This is a genomic window from Citrobacter sp. Cf072 (assembly GCF_030334485.1).
GTDB classification, from domain to species: Bacteria; Pseudomonadota; Gammaproteobacteria; order Enterobacterales; family Enterobacteriaceae; genus Citrobacter; species Citrobacter freundii.
The window spans coordinates 65,936-92,387 of record NZ_JAOWDX010000047.1 but is presented as its reverse complement, the minus strand read 5'-3'; the positions used below and the strand labels follow the sequence as shown (position 1 = coordinate 92,387).

Genomic DNA, 26,452 nt, shown 5'->3' with positions numbered 1-26,452 from the left:
TGCTGAAAATGATCGATCTCTATTACACGCCATCGCCAAACGGTCACAAAATCACGTTGTTTCTTGAAGAGGCGCAGCTGCAATACCGTCTGATTCATATCGATATCAGCAAAGGTAGCCAGTTTCACCCCGATTTTCTGCAGATCTCGCCGAACAATAAAATCCCGGCCATTATCGATCATGCCCCGGTGGACGGCGGAAGGCCCATCAGCTTGTTTGAGTCCGGAGAAATTTTACTCTATCTGGCGGAAAAGAGCGGTAAGCTGCTCAGCGGTGAATTACGCGAACGCCACACCACGCTGCAGTGGCTGTTCTGGCAGGTCAGCGGTCTGGGTCCTATGCTGGGGCAGAATCATCATTTCAGTCATTACGCTCCGCAAACGATCCCTTACGCCATTGAAAGATACCAGGTTGAAACCCAGCGCCTGTACAACGTGATGAATAAACGTCTGGAATCGTCACCCTGGCTGGGAGGCGATCACTACAGCATTGCCGACATTGCCAGCTGGCCGTGGATCCACGCCCATCAGCGTCAGCGCATCGACCTCGACAACTATCCGGCGGTCAATAACTGGCACGAACGCATCCGTACGCGTCCCGCGACTGAACGCGCCATGCAGCACGCACAAAGCGAGAAGCGATGACGCAATTCGGTTCTCGTGTATCATGCAAAGGTTCATACATGGAGGAAACCTGCAATGTCACAACCTGACGCTATTATTCGTATAAAAAACCTTCGTCTGCGCACTTTTATCGGCATCAAAGAAGAGGAGATCCTTAACCGCCAGGATATCGTCATCAACATTGCCATTCACTATCCGGCAGACAAAGCCCGTACCAGCGAAGATATCAACGACGCGCTGAATTATCGCACAATCACCAAAAGCATCATTGCCCACGTGGAGGGTAACCGCTTCTCATTATTAGAAAAATTAACTCAAGATGTGCTCGATATCGCACGCGAACATCACTGGGTCACTTATGCTGAAGTGGAGATAGATAAACTTCACGCATTGCGTTACGCCGACTCAGTTTCTATGACGCTGAGCTGGCAGCGCTAAAACGTAACCCGGGAGGCGACATGCAGATTCTGATTACCGGCGGTACTGGCCTGATTGGACGTCATCTGATCCCCTGCCTGCTGGAACTGGGGCATCAGATAATTGTAGTGACACGTACCCCTGATAAGGCTCGTCAGATTCTCGACTCTCGGGTCACGTTATGGAAAGGACTGGAAGAGCGGCAACATCTCAATGACATTGATGCCGTGATTAACCTTGCCGGAGAACCTATTGCAGATAAGCGCTGGAGCGCACAGCAAAAGGAACGCCTGTGCCAGAGCCGTTGGGGCATTACGCAGAAACTGGTCGATTTAATCAATGCCAGCGAGACGCCGCCCTCAGTGTTAATCTCCGGTTCCGCTACCGGTTACTACGGCGATTTGGGCGAAGTTGTGGTTACGGAAGAAGAGCCACCGCATAACGAATTTACCCATAAGCTATGTGCCCGCTGGGAGCAAATTGCCAGCACTGCGCAAAGCGACAAAACCCGCGTGTGTATGCTGCGTACCGGCGTGGTACTAGCCTCTGCTGGCGGTATTCTGGCGAAAATGGTCCCGCCGTTTCGTCTTGGCTTAGGCGGCCCAATCGGTAACGGACGACAGTATATGGCCTGGATCCATGTTGATGATATGGTCAACGGAATTATCTGGCTGCTGAATAATGATCTACGCGGTCCCTTCAATATGGTTTCGCCATACCCGGTGCACAATGAGCAGTTTGCCCACGCGCTGGGACACGCTCTAAACCGCCCTGCCATTCTGCGCATTCCCGCCACCGCTATGCGGCTGCTGATGGGCGAGTCTTCGGTGCTGGTCCTCGGCGGGCAGCGAGCATTGCCCAAACGCCTGGAAGCGTCCGGTTTTGCATTTCGCTGGTACGATTTAGAAGAAGCGTTGGCGGATGTGATCCGATAATCCCGTAGCTCTATTCACGGTCGCTGTTGTGGTGGTAAGGTTATAGGCCAGATTTCCGCAATGGCGACGTTATGGCGATAATTTCGACTCCCCGACTTACCCTCTCCTTATTTAAATTTTCTGACTGGTCATTTTTCCAGAGATTACGTGAATGCCCGGAAGTCATGCGCTATATGGGTGATATTGCCCCAGCGAAAGACACGCGTCTGTTATTCGCCAGACGCCTGGCTGCACAGCATACTTTTGTCATCCGCGAGCATAACAAATCAACACCTCTCGGTGATATTGGTCTGCAAATCAGCCATTTATACCCACACGAGGCCGACCTCGGCTACGCCATTTTGCCAGAAGCTCAGGGGAAAGGGATTGCCAGCGAAGCCGTGACGGCAGTGTGCCAGTACGCTTTCGAGCGCACGGACGTCACGGCGATAAACGCTTACGCACTCGCGGAGAATAAGGGTTCTGTTCGTATTCTGGAAAAAACGGGGTTTGTGCGTACCCAGGTACTGGAAAAGGCGTATGAGATTGATGGCATCGCCTACGACGACTGGGTGTTTCGGCTGGAGCGCGACGCGCTAAAATTGTAAGCCCGGAAAACGTAACGCCTCCGGGCAGGTGATTTACTTCAACGAACCTTTGAGGAACTGCTGCAAACGTGGGCTTTGCGGATTACCGAATACCTGCTCCGGGTCGCCCTCTTCCTCAATTTTCCCCTGATGCAGGAAAATCACGTGCGTGGAAACATGACGGGCAAACCCCATTTCGTGAGTCACCACCACCATGGTTTTCCCCTCTTCGGCCAGCTGTTGCATAATGCGCAGCACTTCACCCACCAGCTCAGGATCTAGTGCCGATGTGGGTTCATCAAACAGCAACACTTCCGGCTCCATCGCCAGCGCACGGGCAATGGAAACACGCTGCTGCTGACCACCGGACAGATGCACCGGATATTTGCCCTGCGCGCGCTCATCAATGCCCACTTTAGCCAGATACTTCACCGCACGGTCGCGGGCTTCCTGTTTGCTCAGCCCCAACACCTGGATCGGCGCTTCCATGACGTTTTCCAGCACCGTCATGTGGCTCCACAGATTAAAGTGCTGAAAGACCATCGTCAGACGCGTGCGCAGCAGGCGCAGCTGGTTTTTATCCGCAACCTTGAGCTGACCGTCTTTGTCGCGCACCAGACCAATATTCTGACCACTGACTACAATCGACCCGGCACTTGGTTTCTCAAGAAAGTTAATGCAGCGCAGGAAGGTACTTTTACCGGAACCTGATGAGCCAATAATACTGATAACATCACCAGCGTTGGCCTGCAGCGACACCCCTTTCAGCACTTCATGTTCGCCGTAGTGCTTATGTAAATCGATAACGTTTAATTTATTTTCAGACATCGTGTTACTCGAATCATTTAGAGGATACATGCTGCAACCAGCGTTTTTCCGCTTTACGGAACAGACTGATCAGGACATACGAAATAATCAAATACAGTACAGCGGCAATACCGAAGGCGGTAAACGGCTGATACGTTGCCGAGTTGATATCGCGGGCGATTTTCAACAGGTCTGGTACCGTTGCGGTAAACGCCAGCGCCGTGGAGTGCAGCATTAAAATGACTTCATTGCTGTAAGCCGGCAACGCAATACGCAGCGCGGAAGGTAAAATAATGCATCGATACAGTTTGAATGACGAGAAACCGTATGCGCGAGCAGCCTCAATCTCACCGTGAGGCACAGAACGGATAGCCCCGGCGAAAATCTCAGTGGTATAGGCGCAGGTATTCAGCGTCAACGCCAGCACGGTGCAATTCAGCCCGCTGCGGAAAAACGCGTTGAGGAAGTCCGTGCCTTTGACGATCTCCAGCGTATACATCCCGGAATAAAACACCAGTAGCTGAACGTACAGCGGCGTGCCACGAAAAATATAGGTGAACAGCCAGATAGGAAACTGGATAAATTTATTACTGGAAACGCGGCCAATAGCCAAAAAGAGCGCAAGTATTCCGCCCATCACTACTGACGAAATCAAAAGCCACAGGGTGATAGCGACGCCAGTGTAGCGATATCCGTCGGTCCACAGCAGGGACTTCCAGTATTCCTGAATAATCTCGATCACAGGTCAGCCCTCTTTACACCCACGGAATAGCGGCGCTCAAGGTACAGCAGCACACCATTAGAAACAGTGGTAAACACCAGATAGATGACCCCGCACACGACGGCAAAATAGAACGGCTCCCAGGTACTCTTCCCGGCAAGCTGGGTCGCTTTCACCACGTCTTCCAGGCCGAGCAGCGACACCAGTGCCGTAGCCTTAAGAATAACCTGCCAGTTATTACCGATTCCCGGTAATGCATAACGCATCATCGCCGGGAACATAATGCGACGAAATATTTGTGAGCTGGTAAAGCCAAACGCCGTCGCGGCTTCAATATGGCCTTTTGGTACAGCCATAAACGCACCGCGAAAAGTTTCGGTAAAGTAGGCGCCGTAGATAAATCCAAGGGTGATAATGCCCGCAACCATCGGATCGATATCAATCTGGCCGATACCGATGGCATCGGTAATGGTATTCAGCGCGATTTGTAATCCGTAGAAGATGAGCAGCATTAAGACCAGATCGGGCACGCCGCGGATTAGGGTTGTGTACCCTTCGAAAATAAGCCCCATTGCCCGGCTTTGCGACAGCTTTGCTGCTGCGCCGACAAGACCTATCAGAACCGCCAGTACCACCGAGCTGAGTGCCAGCTCCAGCGTAACAATTGCGCCCTGTAAAATAACACCTGAAAAGCCATACAACATGCTGCCTGTCCTGTCGTGTGTGGTGGAGTAGTAAGCCTCTTTTGATATTTTGTCTCGTCACTTTATGCCTGATGGCGCTTCGCTTATCAGGCCTACAAGCTTTCGTCGTAGGCCTGATAAGACGCAGCCGCCATCAGGCAATAAGTCGATCAAAAATCTACGGGCTTTATCAGCACCTGCGGTAATTAACCGCCGTAAACATCAAAATCGAAGTACTTTTTCGCCAGCTTCTCGTAAGTACCGTCAGCTCGCATTTCGGCAAAGGCTTTGTTCAGCGCTTCGCGCAGCTCGTTATCGTCTTTGCGCAGCCCCATACCGGTACCCACGCCGAACAACTTCTCGTCTTTCACAGACGGACCGCCAAATTTGTAATCTTTACCGACTGGCTGTTTCAGGAAGCCTTCGCTGGCCGCGACTTCATCCTGGAACGCGGCGTCAATACGCCCGGCAGTCAGGTCAGAATAGATATTGTCCTGCCCCTGATAAGAGACAATCTCAATACCTTTTGGCGCCCAGTGTTCGTTGCCGAACGTTTCCTGGGTGGTGCCCTGCAGCACACCAACACGTTTACCTTTCAGCGACTCAATGGTCGGCTGAATAGCTGAATCTTTAGCGACAACCAGACGCGAGTCGGCTGCATAAAGCTTGTCAGTAAAAGCGATTTCCTGCTGACGTTTTTCAGTAATGGAAAGCGAGGACATGATGGCATCGATTTTCTTCGCTTTTAACGAAGGGATCAGCGCGTCCAGCGGGTTTTCCACGAAAGTACATTGCGTATTAATACGTTTGCACAGCTCTTTAGCCAGATCGATATCAAAACCGACTAATTCACCCTGTGCATTTTTCGATTCGAACGGCGCATAAGTAGGATCGGTACCGATACGAATTTTTTGCGGAATGGCTGCAAATGCTGCGGTAGCACTGGAGAAAGCCAGAACCAGAGAAAGAGACAACACCAGTTTTTTCATAACTATCCTCAACAGACTGTCTTTTATAGGGGATCTTTACAGGACCAGGTGCAGTTATCGTGCCATTAATCAGGCCGACAAGGCAAAGTATTCTACCCTGCCGGCGGTATTTATTTGCATGAAAAGCGCTTAAGTATGCACTCATGCTTATTAAGTCAGCGATAAAAGCACCAAAACAGTGCACTGAATGTATTATGCACCGTAATGGTTACCCGCAATGGTGCAGTCAATTCCCCACGCCGCTGTATTAATCGCCGTAGACATTAAAATTAAAATATTTGCTCGCCATTTTGTCGTAGGTGCCGTCTTTGCGCAGTTCACCCAGCGCTTTATCAAAAGCGGCTTTCAGCTCGGTGTCATCTTTGCGCAAACCAATCCCGGTTCCGTCACCAAAGTATTTTTTATCTTTCACCGAAGGACCTGCAAAGTCGTAGTCCTTACCGGCAGGTTGCTTCAGGAAGCCTTCGCTGGCCGCGACTTCATCCTGCAGTGCTGCGTCGAGACGACCCGCCGTCAGGTCAGAATAGATAAGATCCTGGTTCGCATAGGCCACCACATCCACGCCTTTGCTACGCCAGTTGTCATTGGCATAGGCTTCCTGAGTAGAGCCTTGCAGCACGCCAACGTGTTTACCCTTGAGGGAGTCCAGAGTCGGTTTAATTGGGGAACCTTTTGCGGCGATCAGCCGTGAGTCTGCTGCGTAAAGTTTGTCTGAGAATGCAATCTCTTGCTGACGCTTCTCGGTGATAGAAAGCGAGGAGATAATGGCATCAATTTTTTTCGCTTTCAGCGACGGGATCAGCGCATCAAAGTCGCTGGCAACCCAGGTACATTTGATCTGCATGCGCTTACACATCTCATTTCCCAGATCGATATCAAAGCCGACAAAGTCGCCTTTGGCATCTTTAGAGGAAAAAGGTGCGTACGTTGTATCTGTACCAATACGAACCGTCTGCGGAAGTGCTGCGTAGCTGGCCGCGGTGGCGGAGAGTCCTACCAGCAAAGACAAAGCAAGAACCGTCTTCTTCATACATAACCCTCAAGTGGCGTAATTTTATTATGTTTTACGTTGTGTTGTGTGTTTGCAGACTTTTTCATGCAGGTCTTATGCCATTTTCGCGTCGATGAGGATATTCGACGTTAAATATGTTAATAAAACGTTGCAATAATGTCCTGATTTTGAAGATAGCAGGTCTGACGGTTGAACCGCAGCGTTTCGTTGAGTTTTAACGAATTAAATGTTGAGGATATGATCGCGGTTACAAAATTGCCCTGAAACAGGGCAACGGATATTTCTTTGCACGCTGATGGAACGGCTTACGCCCCTTGCCAGCGGGTGAACAGGTCCTGCGGAAGGGTAATATCAAACTGGTCAAGCACGCGATTAACCGTTTGATTAATCACATCATCGAGCGTTTGTGGACGATGATAGAACGCCGGGACTGGTGGCATAATCACTGCGCCAATTTCTGCCGCCTGAGTCATGAGGCGCAGATGCCCCAGATGCAGCGGCGTTTCGCGTACACACAGCACCAGCGGACGACGTTCTTTCAACACCACATCTGCCGCACGGGTAAGCAACCCATCGGTGTAACTGTGGACAATGCCAGAAAGGGTTTTGATTGAACACGGCAGGATGACCATGCCGGCGGTCTGAAAAGAGCCGGAGGAGATACTGGCGGCGATATCGCGCGTATCATGATTCACATTTGCCAGCGCCTGCACGTCACGCACAGAGAGGTCCGTTTCCAGTGCCAGCGTCTGCCGGGCAGCGGCACTCATCACCAGATGGGTTTCCACATCGGTAATGTCACGCAAAACCTGCAGCAGGCGCACGCCGTAAATTGCCCCGCTTGCGCCAGAAATACCAATGATGAGTCGTTTCATGTGTAATAGCCCTTACTTGCTCAGGGCCGACTTTGCAGGAAATTACGGTGAGTTGCAAGCAAGGGTGCAGGTTGCGCCCTTGCTTGCGAGCAAACATTAACCTTCGTTGTGCATTTCAAGGTTTTCCGCTTCGTTCTGACGCAATACCGCTTTAGCATCATCATTACGCAGGGAGTCGAGGAAATCGAGATATTGCTGGTCGACGTCTTTGGTGACGTACACACCGTTAAACACTGAACATTCAAACTGCTGAATATCCGGATTCTCAGCACGGACAGCTTCAATCAGATCGTTCAGGTCCTGGAAGATCAGACCATCTGCGCCGATTATCTGGCGAATCTCGTCCACTTCACGACCATGCGCAATCAGCTCCGTCGCGGTAGGCATATCGATGCCATAAACGTTCGGGAAGCGAATTTCCGGGGCGGCAGATGCCAGATACACCTTCTTCGCTCCGGCTTCACGCGCCATCTCGATAATCTGTTCTGAAGTGGTGCCGCGCACGATGGAGTCATCCACCAGCAGCACGTTTTTATCACGGAATTCCGCACGGTTAGCGTTCAGCTTACGGCGCACTGATTTACGGCGCAGCTGCTGGCCCGGCATGATAAAGGTGCGTCCCACATAGCGGTTTTTCACAAACCCCTGACGGTACGGCTTACCGAGAATGCGGGCAATTTCCAGCGCGATATCGCAGGAGGTTTCCGGGATTGGGATTACTACGTCGATGTCCAGATCTTCCCACTCACGGGCAATTTTTTCGCCAAGCTTAGTCCCCATATTCACACGGGCGCTGTAGACGGAAATCTTGTCGATAAAGGAGTCAGGACGAGCGAAGTAAACGTATTCAAACAGACACGGATTGCTCACCGGGTTATCAGCACACTGACGGGTAAACAGCTGGCCTTTTTCGGTGATATACACCGCTTCGCCAGGGGCTACGTCGCGCAGGAATTCAAAGCCCAACGTGTCCAGCGCTACGCTCTCAGACGCCACCATGTACTCGGTACGGCCATCGCCAATATCGCGTTTGCCCATTACCAGCGGACGGATACCGTTAGGGTCGCGGAAGGCAACCATACCGTGACCGATAATCATCGCCACGCAGGCATAGGCGCCGCGAATCTGGCGGTTGGTTGCCGCAATGGCAGCAAAAATATTGTCGGCCTCCAGCGGGTAATGGCGGAAGTTATCCAGCTCGCTGGCGAAAATATTCAGCAGAATTTCAGAATCTGAAGTGGTATTGATGTGGCGGCGCTTTTCTTCAAACAGCTTTTTACGCAACTCATGCGCGTTGGTCAGGTTGCCATTATGGGCAAGAGTGATGCCATACGGTGAGTTGACGTAAAAAGGTTGAGCTTCGGAGGCGCTGGAGCTGCCAGCCGTTGGGTAACGCACATGACCGATGCCCATATTGCCCTGCAAACGCTGCATATGGCGCGCTTCAAAAATATCGCTCACCATTCCGTTTGCTTTACGCAAGCGGAAGCAGTTGTTGGCATCAATGGTGATGATGCCCGCAGCATCCTGACCACGATGCTGGAGCACCGTTAACGCGTCATAAATCGACTGGTTTACCGGCATAACACCGGCGATACCGACAATACCGCACATACGTCTTTTCCTCGTTCAGCAACGACCCAAAGTTTATACTTTGGGCAAGAAACTTGACGAGCTTTGCAGATAGTCAAAGAACCATCTGATGATGAAACTGAACTGCGGAATCAGCTGCGACTTACCCCAGTCTTCACTTTTCGACAGACCGGTAAAGGTATCGAGAAAGAACAGTATGGCGGCAACGATCAACGCTCCACGCAAAGCACCGAAGCAGATCCCCAACACCCTGTCGGTACCCGACAGTCCTGTTTTCTCTACCAGTTGGCCTATCACAAAGTTAACGATAGCGCCGACGATAAGTGTCGCGATGAACAGTATCGCGATAGCAATCCCATTTCGAACCAGTTCGTCTTCAAAGCCCGTAAACCAGACAGACAGGTAAGTGTAGTAATGGCTGGCGACAAAGAAAGCACAACCCCAAGTCACCAACGATAATGCTTCACGAACAAAGCCACGGATCAGGCTAACCAGACAGGAAAAACCAATCACCGCGATAATGGCGTAATCAATCCAGACCATATGTGTCCCACGATTTTACGCCCTGTCGTCCTGTTCGGGGCGCATTCTAACAGAAAAAGAAAACGTTTGCGTAGGGATTTCCTTTCCACGCGTAAATAAAAATGGCGCTGAAAAAATCTTCAACGCCATACCGTTTTATGCCTCTTCGGGCACTACCGGATAGCGGTAAAAACACCGTATCCGGCCTGAATCAGGGCTGCGCCGTAAACAGCGCAATCCCTTAATTAGGGGTGTACCCCATCACGACGCCACTCAGACCAGAGATCTTCTGCAGCTCGTCCAGCGAGTTCTTTAGCTTATCTTTGGAGGCGTCCGGCCCGACGAGAATGCGGGTTATTTTACCCTGCACCGGCGTTGACGGGGAAGTATATACCCGGAAGCCCGCGCCACGAAGTTTACCCACGATCTCATTGACCTTATCCGCATTTTTCAGCGCACCGAGCTGTACAACGTACGCTTTGCCGGTTGGGGCTGGCGGTTCCTCAACAGCCGGTTTCGGCGCTGGGGCCGGCGCAGGCGTCGGAGCGACGGCAACAGGCTGCGGTTTCGGTTTAGGTTTCGGTGGTTCCACAGGCGCAGGGACAGGATCTAATTCCGCGCTGTTTGCCGTCGTCAAACGTGATGGATCCAACGATGGCGCGGCAGCATCACCCGCACGCACCTCTTCTGCCGCCCCTTCCGGCGGCTGAGTCGGCAGCGCCTGCGTTGCTGCAGGCATCATGTCTGGTTCATCGCGATCACCGGGTTTAGGCACCAGTGGGATCGCTGCAAATTCATCCTGATAATGCTTTTTCTGCCCGTCAAGCAGCCCGGGAAGCACAATTACCCCGAGCGCGACTAGCACAATTGTGCCGACTAATCGATTCTGAAACTTACTCGCCACCGCTTCTCCCCACGTCTATTACTTCCATGACATGTGCGACAGTGTGAAAGGATCCACACACCAACACGGTATCTTCTGGCTTCGCCTCAGCAAGTGCTGCAGACCATGCCTGCGCCACGCTGTCATAAGCGTTGCCTTTGCCCAGGTGCTCCAGCAGTTGTTCTGCCGTTGCGCCACGCGGCCCTTCCAGGGGCGCACAGTACCAGACGTCAACCACGCTTTTTAACCAGGCTAACGTACCGGCAATATCTTTATCATGTAGCATACCGATAACCGCAAGTACACGCCCGCTTTTCACTAACTTTTTCAGACGTCCGGTCAGATACTCTGCCGCATGCGGGTTATGGGCAACATCGAAAATCACTCGCGGCGACTCGCTCACAATCTGGAAGCGCCCAGGTAAAATCGCGCGTTCGATGCCGTCACGAATCGCCTGCTCGCTAACGTTCAGCCCGCTTGCGCGCAGCGCAGCCAGTGCGGTAGCAGCATTAGGTTGTGGCACCTGAGGCAACGGCAAATGCGCCAACGTTCCATAAGCATCCGTAAACGACCAGTCGTTCTCAGTAACCGCATAGCGCCAGTCTACGCCGCAGCGTTGCAAAATCGCCCCGCACTCTTGCGCGACATCCGCGATGGTGTAAGGCATTTCAGGCTCGCCGACGATAGCCGGTTTCTCTGCACGGAAAATGCCTGCCTTCTCACGACCAATACTTTCACGATCCGGGCCCAGCCAGTCAGTATGGTCAAGCGCAATACTGGTGACTACAGCGACATCGGCATCGACGATATTGGTGGCGTCAAGGCGGCCGCCTAATCCCACTTCCAGAATAACGACATCCAGTTGGGCCTGTTTAAACAGCCAGAGTGCCGATAACGTACCGTATTCAAAGTAAGTCAGGGAAATATCACCACGAGCGTCTTCAATCTCAGCAAACGAGGCGGTATGGGCTGATTCCGGCAGTTCCCCCCCCTGCACGCGTACGCGTTCCGTGTAGCGCACCAGATGAGGCGAACTATATACCCCAACTTTATATCCTGCCGCAGTCAGCACAGATTCCAGCGTACGACAGGTCGTGCCTTTTCCGTTGGTTCCTGCCACCGTAAACACAAATGGCGCGGGTTTCAATACACCCAGTTTGCGCGCTACCTGGCTTACGCGCTCAAGGCCAAGATCGATGGTTTTACTGTGCAGGTTTTCCAGATAAGAAAGCCACGACGCCAGGGGCGACGCGGCTTGAGGAATACGTTTATTGTCCATGATGCCTGTAATTTTATTACGTAGATTAAAGCAAAAGGCAGCGCCAGTTGGCCCTGCCCTTTTTTACTCGTCGTCTTACAAGCTGCAGGTGTGTTGGCTGCTCTCGCTCACCCGAATCACTTGCCCGTGCAAGCTCATCGGGGTTCACTCTCTTGCCGTCTTCCTGCAACTCGAAATCCATAGAGTAAGTTATCAGGCTTCTGATTCCTGATCGGGTACCGGAGATACCACCTCGCCTTCACGCGGCTCATCCGGATTCGGCGCAGGAAGATTCATCAGCTTCGCCAGGATGCTTGCCAGTTTCAGGCGCATTTCCGGACGGCGGACGATCATATCGATAGCGCCTTTTTCAATCAGGAACTCGCTGCGCTGGAATCCCGGCGGCAGTTTCTCACGTACGGTTTGCTCGATAACACGCGGACCCGCGAAGCCGATCAGTGCTTTCGGTTCTGCAATGTTGAGATCGCCCAGCATCGCGAAGCTTGCGGAAACACCACCCATTGTTGGGTCGGTCAGTACAGAAATATACGGTAAACCGCGTTCCTGCATTTTCGCCAGCGCAGCAGAGGTTTTTGCCATCTGCATCAGAGACATCAGCGCTTCCTGCATACGCGCCCCGCCAGAAGCGGAGAAGCAGATCAGCGGACAGTTGTCTTCCAGTGCCTGCTCAACGGCACGGACAAAACGCGCACCGACCACAGAGCCCATGGAGCCGCCCATAAACGCGAACTCGAATGCCGCAGCAACGACCGGCATACCATGCAGCGTGCCTTTCATCACCACCAGCGCATCTTTCTCGCCGGTTTCTTTCTGCGCAGAAGCCAGTCTGTCTTTGTATTTTTTGGAGTCACGAAACTTCAGCACGTCTTTCGGCTCAAGCTCGCTACCCAGTTCCACAAGAGAACCTTCATCTAACAGGCTATGCAGGCGATTGCGCGCCGACATGCGCATATGATGGTCACACTTCGGACAGACCTCAAGATTACGTTCCAGCTCAGCACGGTATAAAACCTGACCGCAGCTATCACACTTGGTCCACACCCCTTCAGGAATGCTTGCCTTGCGGGTGGGAGTAATGTTGCTTTTAATTCGTTCAATCCAGCTCATTGGTGACCTTTCTGCCTGAACCCTAGTCAGCTTTGTTATAAGGGGCGCATAATGCCATTTTTGCCCCTAACAGACCATGAATGTTGCACATTAAAACATAACAGCCCGAAACTTTGGATAAAAAAGTGGTCGAACCGCTGAGTTACTTTCTATTTTGCAGCCCGTGACGCAGCACGTTTATGGCGAATTACTTCAATCACCCCCGGCAATACGGAAAGGACGATAATCGCCACAATCAGTAATTTCAGGTTTTCCTGGACAATCGGCAGATCGCCGAACAGGTAGCCTGCGTAGGTGAACAACAATACCCACAGCAATGCACCTACGACGTTATACATCGCAAAGTGACGGTAGGACATATGTCCCATACCGGCAACAAACGGCGCAAATGTGCGCACGATAGGCACGAAACGCGCCAGGATAATCGTCTTACCGCCATGACGCTCGTAGAACGCATGGGTTTTATCCAGGTAGCTGCGACGGAAAATTTTGGAGTTCGGGTTACTGAAAAGTTTTTCCCCGAACAATCGGCCAATCGTGTAGTTCACTGCATCGCCCACAATCGCCGCCACAATCATCAGCGCCACCATCAGATGAACATTGAGATCATTGGTCGGCAGCGCAGAAAGCGCACCAGCAACAAACAGCAGCGAGTCTCCCGGCAGGAACGGCGTCACCACCAGCCCGGTTTCGCAGAACAGGATCAGAAACAGAATCGCGTATACCCAGATACCGTATTCCGCAACCAGCTCCGCCAGGTGCACATCAATGTGCAGGATAAAATCAATAAGAAAGTAAATCAGGTCCATAGTTATGCCTTTATACGACTCAAATTAGTCCGCCAGAAATAGCGGGCCCATAGGCGGTTTTGGCAGGTCGAACCGGTCCGGGTAATCTACTGCAACCAGATACAGTCCTTCCGCTTTCGCCGTTGCCGCTGCCAGCGTTCTGTCCTTTGCCGCTAACAGTTCTGCTATCCAGCTCTCCGGCTGGTTGTTGGCGCCAACTTCCATCAGGCTGCCGACAATATTCCTGACCATATGATGTACAAAGGCATTCGCTTTAATATCCACCACCACATATGCACCGAAACGTTCGACGTTAATGTGCATCACGTTACGCCACGGTGTGCGCGACTGGCACTGTACCGCCCGGAACGAGGTAAAATCATTTTCGCCAATCAGACACTGGGCTGCACGATGCATACGCTCAGCGTCCAGCGGTTCATAATAATGGGTTACCCCTTTACCCAAAACCGCAGGGCGCAACCGATGATTGTAGATGATGTAGCGATAACGGCGAGCCGTAGCGCTAAATCTGGCATGAAAATCATCAGGTACAGCTTTCACCCAGCGCACGGCGATGTCACCAGGTAAATTCGCATTTACCCCCAGTGTCCAGGCCGCATCTTTACGCTGAGCAGTGGTTTCAAAATGCACGACCTGCCCAGTGCCATGAACGCCCGCATCCGTGCGACCTGCACAAAAAACATTAATGCGTTCATTCGCCACCTGAGAAAGCGCTTTTTCCAGTTTTTCCTGAACGCTACGCACTTCGTTCTGGCGCTGCCAGCCATAATATTTGCTGCCGTCATACTCAATGCCCAGCGCAATTTTATGGGTTGACGGCTGTTGCTGGTCAGACATTAGTACAGGTACTCCTGCACCAGTTTTTCCGCAATTTTCACCGCCATTAACGCGCCGCCAAAGCGTACGTTGTCTGCCACAGACCAGAACTGAACTTGCTCCGGCATACCGTAATCGTTATGCACGCAGCCAATAGAAAGGTGCGGAGTACCTGACGCGTCGCCAACCTGGGTAGGGAAGTCGGTCTCTTCCGACAACACCACATCTTCGCCGCGTGAAAACGCATCACGTGCTTCTTCCGCCGCCAACGGGCGCAGGGCTTCAAAATTCACCATCTGCGCATGGCCATAAAACACCGGGGACTGCACGATGCTGGCGGAGATCAGCAGGCCGTCATCCTGCATAATTTTGCGCACTTCATCAACAATACGACGCTCTTCACGCACGCTGCCTTCGCGATCGGGCAGCAGCGGCAGCATATTGAACGCCAGCTGACGACCAAAGAAATCATCTTCGTCAATCGGGATGCCGTTAAGCAATTTCGCGCTTTGTCCGGCCAGTGCGTCTACGGCTTTTTTGCCGTGAGCGGAAGCCGAAATAATATTGGTCACCGTAATCCGTGACAGCCCGCCGTCATCAATCAATGGTTTCAGCGCAGACAGCAACTGGCTTGTCAGGCTGTTTGGTACCGCAATCACATTGCGGTTACGGTAATCTGCCAGCACGAACGGGTTAACGTCCGGAACCACCAGCGGAACGTCTGGCTCAAGCGCGAACAGACCGCTGCTGTCAATCACCAGGCAACCCGCATTTGTTGCTTCTTCTACCCATGCGGCGGTGGCTTCAGTGCCCGCAACAAAAAATGCCAACTGTGCCTGCGTCCAGTCAAATTCTGCAACGTCCTGCACTATGACCGATTTACCGTTAAAACGCAGATGCTCACCGGCGCTTTCATTACGCGCCAGCGCATAAATTTCACCGACCGGGAACTGGCGTTCAGCCAGCGTATCGAGCAGGGCTTCGCCTACGGCGCCCGTTGCGCCCAGAATGGCAATATTCCAGCCTTCAGACATGGTGATTTACTCCAAGAAATACGTAAGCGTCCCTGTCGCATTATTCGACAGGGAGCATTAAGAAGACATTAATGTGCCGGATGATGAACAGCGTTAAAACCCAGCTTACACAATAAGGCAGCAGCCGTTGCGTCGTCACACATCACATATAAAGACGACCACTCACGACGCTCAAGGTAATTTTTACGCAGTTTATCAAACTCACCCGGAATTCCAGCGACTTTACGCAGCGGCGCATCATCGCGGCGCACATCATACACTAAATGCACCAGCCTTTTCAGCGTTGGCTGATCTAACGGGCCATGCAGGGTGATACGACCAAATTCCGGCGCGGGTAACAGGGTACTGAGCGCAACGTGCTGCTCGTGACCAATAAACTTACTATAGGCCTCAAAGACCTGCGTGGTGCCACGCGCTTTTCCTTCGAGGGTATACCCGGCAATGTGCGCCGTGCCGATATCGGCTTTTTCCAGCAACGCCACATTGAGATCCGGCTCTCCTTCCCAGACATCCAGCACAACGCTCAGCGACTGACCGGCATTCAACCGGTTCAGCAATGCTGTATTGTCGATGACCGGCCCACGGCAGGCATTGATCAGAATAGTGCCCGGCTTCAGTCGGCTAATCAGCGCATCATCCGCCATGTGCAGCGTTTTGTAGGGTCCGTCTTTAAACAGTGGCGTATGGAAAGTCAGCACATCGGCTTGCTCTACCAGTTCGTCCAGCGAGCGGAAATCGCCCTCGTCACCGCGATCGGCTCGCGGTGGATCGCACAGCAGCGTGCGGATCCCCAGCGCGTCCAGACGCGCCTGCAAACGCCCACCCACGTTGCCCACACCCACAATGCCTACGGTACGATCGCGTAACGAAAACCCGTCACGCTCCGCCAGCATCAGCAACGCTGAAAAAACATATTCTACGACCGCTATCGCGTTACAACCGGGCGCGGCGGAAAAACCGATCCCAGCCTGCGCAAGCCAGGCGTCATCCACATGGTCTGTACCAGCGGTTGCCGTACCGACAAATTTAACCGGTTTTCCTCCAAGCAGTGATTCATTTACTTTCGTCACCGAGCGCACCATTAAAGCATCCGCATCATCCAGTTCAGCAACGGGAATCGGACGACCGGGAACCGCTTTGACCTCCCCCAAACGACTGAACAGTTCGCGGGCATAGGGCATATTTTCATCAACGAGGATTTTCACGTCTTTCGCACCTGTTTGAGAACGAGAGTTAACCGGGCAAGTGTGCCATAATCTCGCCGCCAGGCATACTGCGAGACCTGGTCAGCACAGATTTAAGGAACAGAGATGATGCAGCCCATTTCAGGTACGCCCGCACGCCCTCCCGGCGAAGGCCAAAATGCCCCTTCCGCTGCGGGTGAACAACCGTTATCCACACAACAACGTACTGTGTTGGAACGACTAATTACCCGTTTGATTTCACTCACCCAGCAGCAAAGTGCTGAGGTGTGGGCCGGAATGAAGCACGATCTGGGCGTCAAAAGTGATACTCCGCTGCAGTCACGTCACTTTCCAGCCGCTGAGCAAAACCTTAACCAACGGCTGGGAGTTGCTCAGCAAAATCATGTTAATCGTCAGGTGCTTTCGCAGCTCACTGAATTACTGAGCCAGGGAAATAATCGCCAGGCGGTGAGTGATTTTATCCGTCAGCAGTATGGGCAAACGGCGCTCAGCCAGCTCACGCCTGAGCAGTTGAAAAACGTGCTCACGCTGCTGCAACAAGGGCAGCTGTCGATACCACAGCCGCAGCAGCGCCCGGCAACCGATCGCCCGTTGCTCCCCGCAGAGCACAATACGCTGAACCAGTTAGTTACTAAACTGGCGGCGGCCACGGGAGAATCCGGGAAGATGATCTGGCAGTCGATGCTGGAGTTGTCTGGCGTAAAAAGCGGTGAGCTGATCCCTGCCAAACAGTTTACGCACCTGGTCACCTGGCTGCAGGCGCGCCAGACGCTCAGCCTGCAAAGCGCCCCGACGCTACAAACGCTCCAGGCTGCGCTGAAGCTGCCATTAGAGCCGAATGAGCTGACAGCAATAAAAGAGTACGCGCAGCAGACGTATCAGATCCAACCACAATCGATTCTGACCACGGTGCAGGTGCAGGACTTGCTCAATCAAATTTTCCTGCGTCGCGTGGAACGAGAACGCGAGCTCAGCGATCCGCGTCATCTGCAGCCCATTTACAGCCCGTTCGCGCCGATGATTGAAACGGTTAAATCTCTGTCGGCACGACCGGGACTGTTGTTTGTTGCATTGATGATTGCGTTAGCCATTTTCTGGCTGGTCGCTTAACCTTTACGCAGCGTAAGCAACGTTACAATAATCCCCACCACGGCGGATATCGCCCCGGCAAGGAACACTGAGGGATAACCGTACGCGGTGGCCAGCACCCCGGCGACCGGCCCGCTTATGCCGTAGGAGATATCCTGAAATGCGGCGTAACCGCCAAGCGCCGTACCGCGAACCTGCGCGGGTACTCGCTTCACCACCTCGACGCCCAAGGCCGGGAAGATAAGCGAACACCCGGCCCCGGTTAATGCCGCTCCAAGCAGTGCAACCCAGGCTGTTGGGGCCTGCCACAGCAGAATCAGTCCTGCGATTTCCACCAGCAAAGAGACAACGGCAACCTTCACGCCGCCAAACCGGTCCGGCATCCAGCCAAACAGAATGCGCATCAGCACAAACGCCCCGCCAAACGCGGTCAGGGTGAACCCCGCCATCGTCCAGCCATTGCTGACAAAATAGAGTGAAATAAATGTACCGATCACCGCAAAGCCAACGCCCTGCAGCGCCAGGCCCAGGCCCGGTTTCCAGATAAGCCCTACCACGCTCCATAACGAAGGGCGTTCTCCTGCATGTGCAGGCACTTTACGCACGGTGCCGTTGAATACCCATGCCAGCAGCGGTAATACCATCGTGGTTCCCGCCAGCGCCGCGAAGCCAAAGTGGCTGTGGATCAGAAGTCCCAACGGTGCACCGGCGGCCAGCGCGCCGTAAATCGCCATTCCGTTCCATGACATCACCTTACCGGAGCGTGTTGGACCGACCAGCCCCAGCCCCCAGGTCAACGTTCCGGTGAGCAGTTGGCTTTCGCCAAAACCGAGGATCAAACGACCGACGATTAGCAACGCAAATTTTACGGGAACAGAAACGGGCAATAGCGCGGCTAACAGCCACGCCGCACCCGCCAGCCCACAGGCAAACATCCCCTGTAGCGCCGAGCGTTTGGCACCATATTGATCGGCTAACCGCCCGGCGTAGCCGCGTGTTAATACCGTCGCCAGAAACTGTACGCCGACGGCGATGCCGACCATGGTATTGCCATAGCCCAGTTCCTGGTGCACAAACAGAGGAATGACGGGCAAAGGTAAACCGACCGTCATATAGGTCAGGAAAACCGCAAAAGCGATGCGAAACAGCGAAAAGTTCGCCGAAGGTGTTTTTTCTTGTTGGGTTACAGCTGTCATGCGTTACTCCAAAATGCAGAGTAAGGCGAGGAATGCCCACGCCCCCTCTACCTGACTATCAGGATTAAGGTGCGTTGGATAACGTTAAACGCTTACGCATTATCAAGAGGATAATGTTGAAGCTGGAGTCTGCCTGTAAACCAGAGCGGTTGTCAACGATATAAAAAAGGGAGCCATCAGGCTCCCCTCTTGCATAATCTTTCAGTCTTACGCTTACAGCTTACGCATAACCAGCGTGGCGTTGGTGCCGCCAAAACCGAAGCTGTTGGACATTACAGTCGTCAGCGCCTGCTCGGTCGGTTTGGTCACGATGTTCAGACCTGCCGCCTGCTCGTCCAGCTCTTCAATGTTGATGCTTGGCGCGATAAAACCGTGTTCCAGCATCAGCAGAGAGTAGATAGCTTCCTGAACGCCAGCCGCGCCCAGTGAGTGACCGGTCATCGCTTTGGTTGCGGAGATTGCCGGGCTGTTGTCGCCAAACACTTCACGAATCGCACCCAGCTCTTTCACGTCGCCTACCGGAGTAGAGGTACCGTGGGAGTTCAGGTAGTCGATCGGCGTGTCTACGCCGTGCATCGCCATCTGCATGCAACGTACTGCGCCTTCGCCAGACGGAGCAACCATGTCTGCGCCATCGGACGTTGCGCCATAACCGACGATTTCCGCATAGATGTGCGCGCCACGTGCCAGAGCGTGTTCCAGCTCTTCGACCACGACCATACCGCCGCCGCCAGCAATAACGAAACCGTCACGGTGTGCGTCATAGGTACGGGAAGCTTTGGATGGATCGTCGTTATATTTGGTAGACAGCGCGCCCATGGCGTCGAATTCACACGCCATTTCCCAGCACAGCTCTTCGCCGCCGCCAGCGAAAACGATGTCTTGTTTGCCCAGCTGAATTTGTTCTACTGCGTTGCCGATACAGTGCGCAGATGTCGCACAGGCAGAGCTGATAGAGTAGTTTACGCCGTGGATCTTGAACGGCGTTGCGAGGCAGGCAGAAACGCCGGACGCCATCGCTTTGGTGACCACATACGGGCCAACCGCTTTCAGGCCACGCGGGCTACGCATTGCGTCAGCACCGAACACCTGAAAACGCGGGGAGCCGCCGCCGGAACCTGCAATCAGGCCAACGCGCGGGTTGTTCTGGTAATCTTCTGCTGCAAGGCCGGCATCAGCCACTGCCTGTTCCATAGAAAGGAATGCATAGATGGATGCGTCGCTCATGAAGCGCACTACTTTGCGGTCAATGAGGCCAGTGGTATCCAGTTTTACGTTGCCCCAAACGTGGCTACGCATGCCGGAGTCCTTCAGCTCCTGAGAGAAAGTGATCCCTGAACGTCCTTCACGCAGAGATGCCAGGACTTCCTGCTGGTTATTACCGATGCTGGAAACGATGCCCAAGCCAGTAATCACTGCACGTTTCATTCAATACCTCTGTAAGTCGCACTATTTTAAAGTTTCGAGTGGCACAATAGCGTACACTTGTACGCCGAACAAGTCCGATCAGCCATTTAATGTGGAAATTTGCGCAGCCAGGCACTCATCGCTAAGATCGGGGCACAGCCTGCCAGACGAGTAACTTACGTGAAACAATACGCTATACAACCTGCCAACCTTGAATTCAACGCTGAGGGTACACCTGTTTCCCGAGATTTTGACGATGTCTATTTTTCTAATGATAACGGGCTGGAAGAGACACGTTACGTCTTTCTCGGCGGGAATCATCTCGCCCAGCGATTCCCTGCGCATTCACGTCCCCTCTTCGTGGTGGCCGAAAGCGGGTTTGGCACCGGACTTAACTTCCTGACACTCTGGCAGGCGTTTGCCGAATTCCTCGATACCCACCCTGACGCTACCCTGGAAAGATTACATTTCATCAGTTTTGAAAAATTTCCGCTGACGCGTGAAGATCTGACCTTAGCCCATCAGCACTGGCCAGAACTTGCCCCGTGGGCCACGGCGCTGCAAGAGCAATGGCCGCTGCCGCTGGCGGGATGCCATCGCCTGCTCCTTGATGAAGGACGCGTCACGCTGGATCTGTGGTTTGGCGATATTAACGAACTGACCAGCAAGCTGGATGACTCCCTGAATCAAAAAGTGGATGCCTGGTTTCTGGACGGTTTCGCGCCGGCAAAAAATCCGGATATGTGGACGCCAACGCTGTTTAACGCAATGGCCCGTCTGGCTCGCCCCGGCGGCACGCTGGCGACCTTCACCTCAGCAGGCTTTGTGCGTCGGGGATTGCAGGAAGCCGGGTTTACGATGCAAAAATGCAAAGGCTTTGGTCGCAAACGAGAAATGCTTTGTGGCGTAATGGATAAGACGCTGGCGCTCCCCTCCTCGGCCCCCTGGTTTGCACGTACCGGAACAGATAAGCGCGAAGCCGCTATAATTGGCGGAGGCATCGCCAGCGCATTGCTGTCGCTGGCACTCCTGCGCCGTGGCTGGCAGGTCACGCTCTATTGCGCAGACGCGAAACCAGCCGAAGGCGCATCAGGTAATCGCCAGGGCGCTCTTTATCCGCTACTGAGCAAGCATGACGCGGCCATTAATCTCTTTTTTCCCACCGCGTTTACCTTCGCCCGCCGGCTGTATGACGCCCTCCCAGTTGAGTTCGCGCATGACTGGTGCGGCGTGACGCAACTGGCGTGGGATGAGAAAAGCCAGCAAAAAATCGACCAAATGTTGTCCCTTGAATTGCCCGATGCGCTCGCCGTCGGGGTTGACGCAGAGCAGGTTTTACAAACGACCGGCGTAAAAACCGGATGCGACGGGATTCAGTACCCCGCCGGAGGATGGCTGTGTCCGGCACAGTTAACCGCCGCCGTATTCGACTATGCCGCAACGCTGGGATTACGCACCCGGTATCAACATACTCTGGCCTCACTGTCTCGACAGACAGAAAACTGGAAATTGGCGTTTGCCAGTGGATCAACCGCCACTCACGCTGCGGTAGTTCTGGCTAACGGGCATCGCATTAACAGCGTTGAACAGACGCAGTCGCTACCGGTGTACTCCGTAGGCGGTCAGGTGAGTCACATTCCTACTACGCCTTCGCTTTCAGCGCTGCGTCAGGTGCTGTGCTATGACGGCTACCTCACGCCGCACAACCCGCAAAACCAGCAGCACTGCATTGGCGCCAGTTATCATCGCGGAAGTGAAGAAACGGTGTATCGTGCTGACGATCAGCAGCAAAACCGTCAGCGCTTAATAGATTGTTTCCCGAATGCCGCGTGGGCAAAAGAAGTAGACGTTAGTGGCAATGCCGCCCGTTGTGGAGTGCGCTGCGCCACGCGCGATCACATGCCGATGGTCGGCAACGTCGCGGATTATGACACCACGCTCAGCCAGTATGCCACTCTTGCCGAAGACAGAGAGCACGCCGTAAACGCCCCGGTTTATTCCGATTTATTTATGTTGGGTGCGCTGGGCTCGCGCGGGCTGTGTACTGCCCCGCTGTGTGCAGAAATTCTGGCATCGCAAATGAGCGATGAACCTATCCCTATGGATGCCAGCACGCTGGCTGCGCTGAATCCGAATCGTCTGTGGGTAAGGAAGTTATTGAAGGGTAAAGCGGTGAAATAAGATACCATCTCATCATTGCCTGATGGCGCTACGCTTATCAGGCCAACAACCCCCGTCCACGTAGGCCGGATAAGACGCCTTCGCGTCGCCATCCGGCACAATCCACTGCAATTATTATTGCGTTGCCTTTTGAAATAAAGTGTCCCACATCTCTTTCACTAACGCCTGGTCACGCGGCGAGAGTTCGCCTGCGCTGATGGCTTTTTCCAGGCTGCTGGTCACATTGGCGTACAATGCCTCAGCGGAATGGTCCTCGCCAGCATCCAACTCAGCCACAGCCAGCGTCAGGTGTCCACGCAAATAGCCACTGGCAAACAACTCATCATCGCTGGCGTGCTCTACCATATCGTCGATTAATGCCAGAATGCGTGATTCAAACTCCGCGATCATCTTCTTTCCTCATTGTAAACGTGGCAGCGGCTTCAGTTGAGCGCTTCGGGCCACGGGAATTGTTCCGCCGTAAGTTCAGGCGTGTGATAATAATTCTGTAACGCGTTAATAAAACGCGCCGGACGTTCAGGGATCCCCTTTTCCAGGTACTCCATTACCTGAGCATGAACACGGCGCTGGAATACCACGCGGTCCGGTTCAAAGTCCCCTTCGAGGTTGTCGCAACTGACGTTAAACGGGTACCCCGCCGCCATGCAAAACAACCAGTCAAACGCCTGCGGCTTCACTTCCACATCTTCAAACTGGCATTGTGTCTTCGCGTCGCGTCCGTCCGGGCAGTACCAGTAACCAAAATCGACCAGCTCACGACGAGCTTTACCGGCGATGCACCAGTGTGAAATTTCGTGTAACGCACTGGCGTAATAACCATGCGCAAAAACGATACGGTGATACGGTAATTCCGCATCCGCAGGAAGATAGATCGGTTCGTCGTCGCCTTTAATCAGACGGGTATTAAATTCATCGGCAAAGCAGCCGTTAAAAATCTCAATTAACTGTTCGTAGTGGTGCGTATTATTCATTAATTCATCCCCAGCCAGTGGAGAATCTCCTGTCCATGATTATCATAAAGTAGCTTGGCGCTCATCACGGCGGAGACAATAACGATCATTGGCCGAATGAGTTTTTGTCCTTTGCTGAGCACCAGTCGAGAGCCCATCCGTGCGCCAATAAACTGGCCAATGAGCATCACAAAACCTGTCGCCCAAATCACTTTGCCGCCGAGGGCAAACAACAACAACCCACCGATATTCGATGTGGCATTTAATACTTTGGCGTGGGCCGTCGATTTCGCCAGGTTGTATCCGCACAGCATGACAAAGGCCAGCGCGTAGAACGACCCTGCCGCCGGACCAAAAAAGCCATCGTAAAAACCGACGCAGCCTCCCGCCACCAGCGCGAAAGGTAAACCGTGCAATCGATGCTGTCGGTCCTCTTCCCCCACTTTCGGCATCAACAGAAAGTAAAGGCCAATACAGATAACCAGAACCGGCAGGATCTGGCGCAGAACATCTGACTGCACGTGCTGAACCAATAGCGCCCCGCTCATTGATCCGACAAACGTCATGAAGATATTGAGCTTCTGATCCGCCAGATTAACCACGCCACGACGAATAAAATAGAGGGAGGAAGAGATAGATCCCCCGCAGGCCTGCAGCTTATTGGTCGCCAGCGCTTGCGCTGGTGGCATCCCGGCCGCCATCAATGCCGGGATGGTGAGTAGACCACCGCCTCCGGCCAGAGAATCAATAAAACCTGCCAGCATCGCCACAAAAAACAGCACACCTAGCAGCAGTGGCGACACCATAAACAGAGAGGCAAAATGATCCATTAGAGTACATGCTCGTCCAGTAGCGCCTGGCAGGAAGGCGGCAACGGCGGCGGTGTCTTCTTCTCAGGCTTGGTGGTTCCAGGTTTTGGAGGTTCGAACCAGCTTTGCAGCTCTGCGCCACAGCCGTCACCCGGTGGCGGTAACGGTTGATCTTCGCACTCAAGGCTGTCGGCAGGGCAACGTAACCGCACGTGCATATGCGCACGATGCTGGAACCATGGCCGCACTTTACGCAACCAGTCCCTGTCGGTCCCTGCATCCAGACAAAGTTGTTGCTTAATCGCTGGATTCACGAAAATACGCGTTACTTCATTATCTTTTGCAGCCAGCCTTACCAGGCTAAAAATCTCCGGTTTCCACAGTGATGGCACAACACGTTTGCCGTCCTGTGAGACCAGATCTAACGCCTGCGGCCGCAGCAGTTGCGACTGGGTCCAGCGCGTTTTCGGCAGTTGCAGGAAAATATCCACATCCAGTCCCGTCTGGTGGCTGGCGTGACCGCCATTGAATCGCCCACCGGCCGGCATACCCATATCGCCGATTAACACCGTGCCTAGCCCCTGACTATTAGCCTGATTACTCAGACGCTGGATAAACCTCACCAGATCCGGATGGCCAAAGTAACGACGCTGATCGGTGCGCATCACCTGATAATGTTCTGACTGTACAGGCAGCGTATCTGCGCCAACAATACAGCCATTGGAAAACGCGCCGATAGACTGCGCGCTGCCCGCAACCGGATGGGTAATTTTCTGCCAGGGCGTCGCCGCCAGACAGGCGGTACTGGCAAACAGAGCCAGCACCGCAAGTGCCGTTTTTTTCATCTATTACCAGCGTGGAATATCGGTCTTCACGTCCGCATTTTGCGCCCGCTGACGCAGCAGGTGATCCATCAATACGATCGCCAGCATCGCCTCGGCGATCGGTACGGCGCGGATCCCAACGCACGGATCGTGACGACCTTTAGTGATCATTTCGACTTCTTCACCAAAGCGGTTAATGGTGCGCCCTGGAACGGTAATACTGGACGTCGGTTTCAGCGCCATATGAGCAATGATTTGTTGCCCGCTGCTGATCCCACCCAGAATGCCGCCCGCATGGTTACTCTGGAAACCTTCTTTGGTGATTTCATCTCGGTTCTGGCTGCCACGCAGCGCAACAACGTCAAATCCGTCGCCAATCTCAACGCCCTTAACGGCGTTAATGCTCATCAGCGCATGGGCGATGTCGGCATCCAGGCGGTCGAATACAGGTTCGCCAAGACCCGCAGGCACACCGCTTGCAACAACGGTCACCTTCGCCCCGATGGAGTCGCCCTCTTTCTTCAGCCCGCGCATCAGTTCGTCCAGCGCTTCGAGTTTATCCGGGTCCGGACAAAAGAACGGGTTAAGTTCCACCTGGGACCAGTCTTTGATCTCCAAAGGAATATCACCCATCTGCGTCAGGCAACCGCGAATCTCAACGCCGAACTTTTCCGCCAGATATTTTTTGGCAATCGCTCCGGCCGCCACGCGCATCGCTGTTTCACGTGCGGACGAACGTCCGCCACCACGGTAGTCGCGCAGGCCATATTTTTGCTCATAGGTATAGTCGGCGTGTCCTGGACGAAAAACGTCCTTAATCGCGCCGTAATCCTGTGAGCGCTGATCGGTATTTTCGATCAGCAGGCCAATGCTGGTGCCAGTGGTAACGCCCTCGAACACCCCGGAGAGGATTTTCACCTGATCCGGCTCACGACGCTGCGTAGTGTAGCGCGATGTGCCTGGACGCCGTCTGTCGAGATCGTGCTGCAGGTCAGCTTCTGTCAGAGAAATGCCCGGCGGAACACCATCGACAATACAACCGAGCGCCAGCCCGTGTGATTCGCCGAAAGTGGTTACGCGAAAGAGTTGTCCAATTGTGTTTCCTGCCATCACGGCTCCG

General features: G+C 53.5%; 28 protein-coding genes. 6 read left to right on the top strand and 22 right to left on the bottom strand.

The window, feature by feature from the left end:
- Positions 1 to 8: 8 nt before the first annotated feature.
- From yfcG to OGX66_RS19190, 4 genes are all read left to right on the top strand, one after another.
- Positions 9 to 644 (top strand): GSH-dependent disulfide bond oxidoreductase, encoded by a 636-nt coding sequence (gene yfcG / locus OGX66_RS19205; protein WP_016150706.1) that lies wholly within the window; start codon positions 9 to 11, stop codon positions 642 to 644.
- 54 nt (positions 645 to 698) lie between these two features.
- Complete coding sequence (gene folX / locus OGX66_RS19200; RefSeq protein ID WP_003028107.1) at positions 699 to 1,061, top strand: dihydroneopterin triphosphate 2'-epimerase; 363 nt, start codon at positions 699 to 701, stop codon at positions 1,059 to 1,061.
- Between the two features lie 20 nt (positions 1,062 to 1,081).
- Complete coding sequence (locus tag OGX66_RS19195; RefSeq protein ID WP_003028110.1) at positions 1,082 to 1,975, top strand: TIGR01777 family oxidoreductase; 894 nt, start codon at positions 1,082 to 1,084, stop codon at positions 1,973 to 1,975.
- A gap of 71 nt (positions 1,976 to 2,046) precedes the next feature.
- Entirely contained in the window at positions 2,047 to 2,562 is a 516-nt protein-coding gene (locus tag OGX66_RS19190) for a GNAT family N-acetyltransferase (RefSeq protein ID WP_016150708.1), read from the top strand.
- A 33-nt stretch (positions 2,563 to 2,595) separates the two neighbouring features.
- Here OGX66_RS19190 and hisP read toward each other — a convergent pair whose 3' ends face one another.
- The 15 genes from hisP to pdxB all read right to left on the bottom strand — a co-directional run bounded on the left by hisP (position 2,596) and on the right by pdxB (position 16,876).
- Positions 2,596 to 3,369: a histidine ABC transporter ATP-binding protein HisP gene (hisP, locus tag OGX66_RS19185; RefSeq protein ID WP_003028114.1), complete on the bottom strand. Its 774-nt coding sequence runs from the start codon at positions 3,367 to 3,369 to the stop codon at positions 2,596 to 2,598.
- Positions 3,370 to 3,382: 13 nt separating this feature from the next.
- A complete protein-coding gene (gene hisM / locus OGX66_RS19180) occupies positions 3,383 to 4,090 on the bottom strand; it encodes a histidine ABC transporter permease HisM (RefSeq protein WP_003028116.1) in 708 nt (235 codons plus the stop codon).
- Complete coding sequence (locus OGX66_RS19175; protein WP_003028118.1) at positions 4,087 to 4,773, bottom strand: histidine ABC transporter permease HisQ; 687 nt, start codon at positions 4,771 to 4,773, stop codon at positions 4,087 to 4,089. Before OGX66_RS19175 ends, hisM begins: the two co-directional genes overlap by 4 nt.
- Before the next feature lie 185 nt (positions 4,774 to 4,958).
- Positions 4,959 to 5,741, bottom strand: a complete 783-nt coding sequence (hisJ, locus tag OGX66_RS19170; protein ID WP_003028120.1) for a histidine ABC transporter substrate-binding protein HisJ — start codon at positions 5,739 to 5,741, stop codon at positions 4,959 to 4,961.
- A 247-nt stretch (positions 5,742 to 5,988) separates the two neighbouring features.
- Positions 5,989 to 6,771, bottom strand: a complete 783-nt coding sequence (gene argT / locus OGX66_RS19165) for a lysine/arginine/ornithine ABC transporter substrate-binding protein ArgT (RefSeq protein ID WP_003028123.1) — start codon at positions 6,769 to 6,771, stop codon at positions 5,989 to 5,991.
- Between the two features lie 287 nt (positions 6,772 to 7,058).
- Positions 7,059 to 7,628, bottom strand: coding sequence for a UbiX family flavin prenyltransferase (locus OGX66_RS19160; protein ID WP_088903238.1), 570 nt, complete (start codon positions 7,626 to 7,628; stop codon positions 7,059 to 7,061).
- A 96-nt stretch (positions 7,629 to 7,724) separates the two neighbouring features.
- Positions 7,725 to 9,242 carry an amidophosphoribosyltransferase gene (purF, locus tag OGX66_RS19155; RefSeq protein WP_003028127.1) on the bottom strand — a complete coding sequence of 506 codons (1,518 nt, stop codon included), beginning with the start codon at positions 9,240 to 9,242 and terminating at the stop codon, positions 7,725 to 7,727.
- Positions 9,243 to 9,275: 33 nt separating this feature from the next.
- On the bottom strand, positions 9,276 to 9,764 hold the full coding sequence (gene cvpA / locus OGX66_RS19150; protein WP_003028129.1) for a colicin V production protein: 489 nt from the start codon (positions 9,762 to 9,764) through the stop codon (positions 9,276 to 9,278).
- A 220-nt stretch (positions 9,765 to 9,984) separates the two neighbouring features.
- Positions 9,985 to 10,647, bottom strand: a complete 663-nt coding sequence (gene dedD / locus OGX66_RS19145) for a cell division protein DedD (protein ID WP_286512090.1) — start codon at positions 10,645 to 10,647, stop codon at positions 9,985 to 9,987.
- Positions 10,637 to 11,905, bottom strand: a complete 1,269-nt coding sequence (gene folC / locus OGX66_RS19140; protein WP_044714056.1) for a bifunctional tetrahydrofolate synthase/dihydrofolate synthase — start codon at positions 11,903 to 11,905, stop codon at positions 10,637 to 10,639. Before folC ends, dedD begins: the two co-directional genes overlap by 11 nt.
- 192 nt (positions 11,906 to 12,097) lie before the next feature.
- Entirely contained in the window at positions 12,098 to 13,012 is a 915-nt protein-coding gene (accD, locus tag OGX66_RS19135; protein WP_003839317.1) for an acetyl-CoA carboxylase, carboxyltransferase subunit beta, read from the bottom strand.
- Positions 13,013 to 13,161: 149 nt separating this feature from the next.
- Complete coding sequence (locus tag OGX66_RS19130; RefSeq protein WP_003028140.1) at positions 13,162 to 13,821, bottom strand: DedA family protein; 660 nt, start codon at positions 13,819 to 13,821, stop codon at positions 13,162 to 13,164.
- A 24-nt stretch (positions 13,822 to 13,845) separates the two neighbouring features.
- Positions 13,846 to 14,658 (bottom strand): tRNA pseudouridine(38-40) synthase TruA, encoded by an 813-nt coding sequence (gene truA / locus OGX66_RS19125; RefSeq protein ID WP_003028142.1) that lies wholly within the window; start codon positions 14,656 to 14,658, stop codon positions 13,846 to 13,848.
- On the bottom strand, positions 14,658 to 15,671 hold the full coding sequence (locus tag OGX66_RS19120) for an aspartate-semialdehyde dehydrogenase (RefSeq protein WP_003839313.1): 1,014 nt from the start codon (positions 15,669 to 15,671) through the stop codon (positions 14,658 to 14,660). The genes truA and OGX66_RS19120 overlap by 1 nt, the downstream gene beginning before the upstream one ends.
- Positions 15,672 to 15,739: 68 nt before the next feature.
- Positions 15,740 to 16,876: a 4-phosphoerythronate dehydrogenase PdxB gene (pdxB, locus tag OGX66_RS19115; protein WP_049002855.1), complete on the bottom strand. Its 1,137-nt coding sequence runs from the start codon at positions 16,874 to 16,876 to the stop codon at positions 15,740 to 15,742.
- 108 nt (positions 16,877 to 16,984) lie between these two features.
- Between pdxB and flk the strand changes: the two genes are divergently transcribed.
- The gene (gene flk / locus OGX66_RS19110; protein ID WP_003845068.1) at positions 16,985 to 17,986 is read left to right on the top strand and encodes a flagella biosynthesis regulator Flk; all 1,002 of its coding nucleotides are present in this window, start codon (positions 16,985 to 16,987) and stop codon (positions 17,984 to 17,986) included.
- Here the strand turns inward: flk and OGX66_RS19105 are convergent.
- Together OGX66_RS19105 and fabB are read right to left on the bottom strand one after the other, a co-directional pair.
- Entirely contained in the window at positions 17,983 to 19,161 is a 1,179-nt protein-coding gene (locus OGX66_RS19105) for an MFS transporter (protein WP_088903235.1), read from the bottom strand. The two genes, flk and OGX66_RS19105, sit on opposite strands and share 4 nt — an antisense overlap.
- 213 nt (positions 19,162 to 19,374) lie before the next feature.
- On the bottom strand, positions 19,375 to 20,589 hold the full coding sequence (gene fabB, locus OGX66_RS19100; protein ID WP_003834815.1) for a beta-ketoacyl-ACP synthase I: 1,215 nt from the start codon (positions 20,587 to 20,589) through the stop codon (positions 19,375 to 19,377).
- Positions 20,590 to 20,748: 159 nt separating this feature from the next.
- On the opposite strand from fabB, the gene mnmC reads away from it, so the two are divergent.
- Positions 20,749 to 22,749, top strand: a complete 2,001-nt coding sequence (gene mnmC, locus OGX66_RS19095; protein ID WP_174335245.1) for a bifunctional tRNA (5-methylaminomethyl-2-thiouridine)(34)-methyltransferase MnmC2/FAD-dependent 5-carboxymethylaminomethyl-2-thiouridine(34) oxidoreductase MnmC1 — start codon at positions 20,749 to 20,751, stop codon at positions 22,747 to 22,749.
- Positions 22,750 to 22,863: 114 nt separating this feature from the next.
- On the opposite strand, the gene OGX66_RS19090 is transcribed toward mnmC, so the two are convergent.
- Genes OGX66_RS19090 through aroC form a run of 5 tightly spaced genes read right to left on the bottom strand, consistent with a single transcriptional unit; the run spans position 22,864 to position 26,442 of the window.
- Complete coding sequence (locus tag OGX66_RS19090) at positions 22,864 to 23,139, bottom strand: YfcL family protein (protein ID WP_003028163.1); 276 nt, start codon at positions 23,137 to 23,139, stop codon at positions 22,864 to 22,866.
- Between the two features lie 32 nt (positions 23,140 to 23,171).
- Complete coding sequence (locus OGX66_RS19085; protein WP_003834819.1) at positions 23,172 to 23,720, bottom strand: elongation factor P hydroxylase; 549 nt, start codon at positions 23,718 to 23,720, stop codon at positions 23,172 to 23,174.
- Positions 23,720 to 24,529 (bottom strand): sulfite exporter TauE/SafE family protein, encoded by an 810-nt coding sequence (locus tag OGX66_RS19080; RefSeq protein ID WP_088903233.1) that lies wholly within the window; start codon positions 24,527 to 24,529, stop codon positions 23,720 to 23,722. The genes OGX66_RS19085 and OGX66_RS19080 overlap by 1 nt, the downstream gene beginning before the upstream one ends.
- The gene (mepA, locus tag OGX66_RS19075; protein WP_088903232.1) at positions 24,529 to 25,353 is read right to left on the bottom strand and encodes a penicillin-insensitive murein endopeptidase; all 825 of its coding nucleotides are present in this window, start codon (positions 25,351 to 25,353) and stop codon (positions 24,529 to 24,531) included. The genes OGX66_RS19080 and mepA overlap by 1 nt, the downstream gene beginning before the upstream one ends.
- 3 nt (positions 25,354 to 25,356) lie before the next feature.
- Positions 25,357 to 26,442, bottom strand: a complete 1,086-nt coding sequence (gene aroC, locus OGX66_RS19070) for a chorismate synthase (RefSeq protein WP_003028170.1) — start codon at positions 26,440 to 26,442, stop codon at positions 25,357 to 25,359.
- Between the last annotated feature and the right edge of the window lie 10 nt (positions 26,443 to 26,452).